The organism is Pigmentiphaga sp. (genome assembly GCF_019689535.1).
In the GTDB taxonomy this organism is placed as follows: Bacteria; Pseudomonadota; Gammaproteobacteria; order Burkholderiales; family Burkholderiaceae_B; genus Pigmentiphaga.
Genome location: NZ_JADGHH010000256.1, coordinates 1 through 3,982, shown reverse-complemented (window position 1 = coordinate 3,982; position 3,982 = coordinate 1). Strand labels below are relative to the sequence as shown.

At 66.3% G+C, this 3,982-nt stretch carries 4 protein-coding genes and 1 tRNA gene; 3 read left to right on the top strand and 2 right to left on the bottom strand.

Annotated elements, in window-relative coordinates; all coding sequences use genetic code 11:
- Positions 1–26 precede the first annotated feature (26 nt).
- Positions 27–102: transfer RNA gene (locus IRZ12_RS16175), tRNA-Lys, on the bottom strand.
- 131 nt (positions 103–233) lie between these two features.
- On the opposite strand from IRZ12_RS16175, the gene IRZ12_RS16170 reads away from it, so the two are divergent.
- The 3 genes from IRZ12_RS16170 to IRZ12_RS16160 all read left to right on the top strand — a co-directional run bounded on the left by IRZ12_RS16170 (position 234) and on the right by IRZ12_RS16160 (position 3,344).
- A complete protein-coding gene (locus tag IRZ12_RS16170; RefSeq protein WP_296470642.1) occupies positions 234–2,489 on the top strand; it encodes a mechanosensitive ion channel domain-containing protein in 2,256 nt (751 codons plus the stop codon).
- 79 nt (positions 2,490–2,568) lie between these two features.
- Positions 2,569–2,811, top strand: a complete 243-nt coding sequence (locus IRZ12_RS16165; protein WP_296470639.1) for a hypothetical protein — start codon at positions 2,569–2,571, stop codon at positions 2,809–2,811.
- An 83-nt stretch (positions 2,812–2,894) separates the two neighbouring features.
- On the top strand, positions 2,895–3,344 hold the full coding sequence (locus IRZ12_RS16160; RefSeq protein ID WP_296470636.1) for a PA2169 family four-helix-bundle protein: 450 nt from the start codon (positions 2,895–2,897) through the stop codon (positions 3,342–3,344).
- Positions 3,345–3,365: 21 nt separating this feature from the next.
- On the opposite strand, the gene IRZ12_RS16155 is transcribed toward IRZ12_RS16160, so the two are convergent.
- On the bottom strand, positions 3,366–3,982 hold a 617-nt coding region (locus IRZ12_RS16155; protein ID WP_296470633.1), incomplete at its 5' end, for a hybrid sensor histidine kinase/response regulator.

Sequence of the window (3,982 nt, the reverse complement as noted above, 5' to 3'; positions counted from 1 at the left end):
TCGGGCCGGCCTTCTCTGGGAATTCCTGGTGGGCTGTGTAGGGATCGAACCTACGACCTACGGATTAAGAGTCCGCTGCTCTACCAACTGAGCTAACAGCCCCCACGTGAGAGGCAAAATTATAGCAATTTTTTTCGCAGCATGCATGGAGCGTCCCGGCCCCTTGAAACGCGGCCCCGGTGGGAGGAACAGGCATGGGTAGAATCGGGTTCCCCTCACTTCGCTCGCTTCCCATGTCCGCACGACGCTCTCTTTTCCGGATCGCCGCGGTCCTCCTGTGCGCCGCCGCGTGGCTGCCGGCGCTCCGCGCCGCCGAGGCCGAAGTCAAGTCCGTCCCCCCGATCCAAGCCCGCCAAGTGCTCGAGATCCTGCGAGACGATGCAAAACGTGCCGAACTCGAACGCACGCTGAGCGTCATTTCCCAGGCCGCGGATCAAGTGGAAGCGCCGGGCGGGGCCGCGGAAGAACCGCCGCGGCCGATCGCCATCGAGAAAGACAGCGTGATTGCCCAGGCGTTTGCGCAAGCCGGGCGATGGCTGCACTCCGCTTATGACCAATTGAGGCGGACCGGTGACACTGTCCTGGCCCTCCGGTCGGCAGGCCAGTGGTGGGAAGAGCACCTCGGTACGCCCGAGGCGCGCACCGGGGCGCTCCGGATCATCGGCGCACTGGCCCTTACGCTCGGCTTGGCGCTGGGTGCCGACGCCCTGGTTTCGCGCTCGCTGCGTCATCCGCGCCGCGTCGTGCTGGACTTCGCTACGCGCCGCCAAAGCGCCGGGAGCGCCTTGGACACGGACGACCAGCACGTGCGCATCCTGCGACGACTGCCCTACGCCCTGGCGCACGGCATACTGTCGCTGCTGCCGCTCGCTGCCTTCCTGGCAACCACCTCCATCCTGACGGCGCTGCTGGGGGGGCCACGGGCCAGCTTCTATCCCTACCTGTTGCCGCTGGTCACCGCCTACGTCGCGACGCGCCTGACCATGGCTGCCTTGCGGCTGGTGACCTTCCCTGCCGGCGCCGGCCTGCGCCTTTCCCGCTTGGGCGACGAAGCCGCCGCCTACCTCGACAAGCGACTGCTGCGCATCGTGGCCACGGCGGCGTTCGGCGTCGCCGCAAGCGAGATCGCCTATGCGCTCGGGGCCGGCACCGACGCGCGCAATGCGATATCCCGGCTCGTGGGACTGCTCGTGCACGGCATGCTCATTGTGATGGTCCTCCAGCGCCGGCACGCCGTCGCGCGATGGATACGCGGCGAAGGAGACATCGGCCTGCGAACGCTGCTAGCCGATGCCTGGGCCCCGGCCGCGGTAGCGATCATCGCCGGGCTTTGGATCGTCTGGGCGCTGGGCGCAGACAGCGGCTTCCTCCAATTGCTGAGCTACGCCTGGCGCACGGCGCTGGTCCTACTGGCCGCCGTCGTCACGTCCATGGTGCTGCTCGGCACGCTCGGCCGGCTTTTCGACGGAAACGCCCCGGCCGAGGCCGGCACGCCCGCGCCCCACCCTTATCGGCAGCTGGCACAACGCACCGTTCTGGGCCTGGTGTCTCTGGTTGCCGCCGTGGCATTGCTCGAGGTCTGGGGCATCAACGCGATGGCTTGGTTTTCCCCCGGCACCATCGGCCGCCGGCTGGCATCCGCGGCGGCTACCATCGGCGTAGCCTGCGTGCTCGCGCTCGTCGCGTGGGAAGCCGTCAACCTGTCCATCAACCGGCGCATGGCGCGGTGGACGCAGGCCGGGGATCTCGTCCGCGCGACGCGGCTGCGCACGCTGGTGCCCATACTGCGCACCACGCTCTTCATCGCCATCGCGCTCGTCGTGCTCCTGACTGCGCTCAATGAACTCGGCATCAATATCGCGCCGCTGCTGGCCGGCGCGAGCATCATCGGGGTGGCGATCGGGTTCGGATCGCAAAAGCTGGTCCAGGATTTCATCACGGGCATCTTCCTGTTGATGGAGAATGCCATGCAAGTCGGCGACTCTGTCACGCTGGCGGGCGTGTCCGGCACGGTGGAAAATCTTTCCATACGGACGGTGAGGCTGCGTGCCGGAGACGGCTCCCTGCACGTCGTGCCCTTCAGTTCGGTGGGCACGGTAACGAACAACCATCGTGGGATCGGCAACGCCTCGATCCGGGTGAGCGTGACCGCCGACTCGAATCTGGACGAAGTCATCGCCGCGATCCGCAACGTGGGCGAACAAATGCGCAACGACCCGCAGCTCGGCCCCCTGATGCTGGGCGGCCTGGAACTGTGGGGCGTGGACCAGGTAGACGGTGCGTCCATTACACTCGCCGGGCAGATCCGCGCCATCGACCGCGGCCGCTGGGCCGTGCAGCGCGGTTTCAACGAACGGATTTACCGCCGCTTCCGCCAGCTCGGCATTCAGATGGCGAACCCGCAGGCGCGTTTCCTCCCGGAAAAAGAGGAGGCCGGCAAAGCGCCCGCCGCCCCCGCCGGGCGGGACGACGCCGGGCCGTCCTCCTAGGCTTCCCCCGGAAGGCTGCTGCCGCTGCCGGGCACGTCTCTTGCGGCTTGCTCGAGTCAAGGCCGACTAGGAGCACGACATGAAAGCGGAAACCAAGCATCCCGCGAGCAAGCCCTCGAAAGAAAACGAGAAAGCTGAGCAGGCAAAGTCAACCGACGAACGCCTGCCGACTTACCAAGAACTGCTCGACGACTCCCTGGAAGATACGTTTCCGGCAAGCGATCCGATTGCCCCGGGAGCCGCCGCCGACGCCGATCGCGAAATCAAGACGCGCAAAGACGACAAAGATTGGGAGCTCAAGCCGAGGCATCCCAAGAAATGACGCTCGGGCCCGTTTCCTGCTGAACCGGGCATGCCGGGCCGCAACCGCGCCCGGCATCCGACGTTCTATACCAGGAGATGACAATGGCCCGAGATGTCGCGACCGTATTGAATGACCTGATCGAGACCTGCAAGGACGGCGAATATGGCTTCCGCCAGGCCGCCCAGGACGCGCATGATCCCGACTTGAAGAACCTCTTCTCGCGCCGAGCCGCCGATTGCTCGACAGCAGCGGCCCAGCTGCAGGAACTCGTGGCCGGCTTGGGCGAGCAACCCGAGGAAAGCGGGACAGCTGCAGGCGTGCTACATCGCGGTTGGATAGGCTTGAAGACTGCGGTAGCGGGCCGTACCGACCTGGCCATCTTGGAAGAATGCGAGCGGGGAGAGGACGTGGCCAAGAGCCGCTATCAAGCGGCTCTCCAGGAAGACCTACCGCCGCAGCTGCTCGCCCTCATTCAATTGCAATATGAAGGCGTGGTGCGAAACCACGACCAGGTCAGGGAACTGCGTGACCGGATGCGGGCGCACGCCTGACGGCCTTGCGCCGGACCGCCCTCACCGACGTTCGAGAGAGGCGGTCCGGGCAAGGCTCTGGATCAGGCCCGCCAATTGAAAGAATTCCACCGGCTTGGCGAGATAGACCTGGAAGCCGCTCGCCAGCGCGCGGATGCGGTCTTCTGCCTGGGTAGCCGAGGTAAGCGCAATGGCCGGGGTCGGCATGGGAAACCGATCGGGTGCGCCGCGTTCAAGTTCACGAATGCGGCAGAGCGTAGCGCAGCCGTCCATCCCCGGCATCGTGAGGTCACTGACGATCACGTGTGGCATCCCGCATCCCGACGCCTCGCCCAGGTACCGCAGGGCCTGCCCCCCGGAATCGCATGCCACCACGTCAGCGCCTGCCGAGCGCAGGGATTCCGTCAAGGCGGTGCGCCCCTCGTCGTGGTCTTCGATCAGCAGGATGCGCAATCCATCCAACGAGGAAGCGGCGGACATCTCCGGGGGGGCTGGCACCGCCTGCGCCCCTTCTTTGGCCAAAGGCAGGTAAATCGAAAATACCGCGCCCTGCCCTTCTCCGGCGCTTTGCGCCGCCACCCGCCCACCGTGCAGCTCGGCCAGATGGCGGACCAGCGTCAGCCCCACCCCCAGCCCTTCGGCGCGACGGGGTCGCTTAT

Coding starts and splice junctions, on each gene's coding strand:
- IRZ12_RS16170 (WP_296470642.1), top strand. CDS start 234: ATGTCCGCACGACGCTCTCTTTTCCGGATCGCCGCGGTCCTCCTGTGC.
- IRZ12_RS16165 (WP_296470639.1), top strand. CDS start 2,569: ATGAAAGCGGAAACCAAGCATCCCGCGAGCAAGCCCTCGAAAGAAAAC.
- IRZ12_RS16160 (WP_296470636.1), top strand. CDS start 2,895: ATGGCCCGAGATGTCGCGACCGTATTGAATGACCTGATCGAGACCTGC.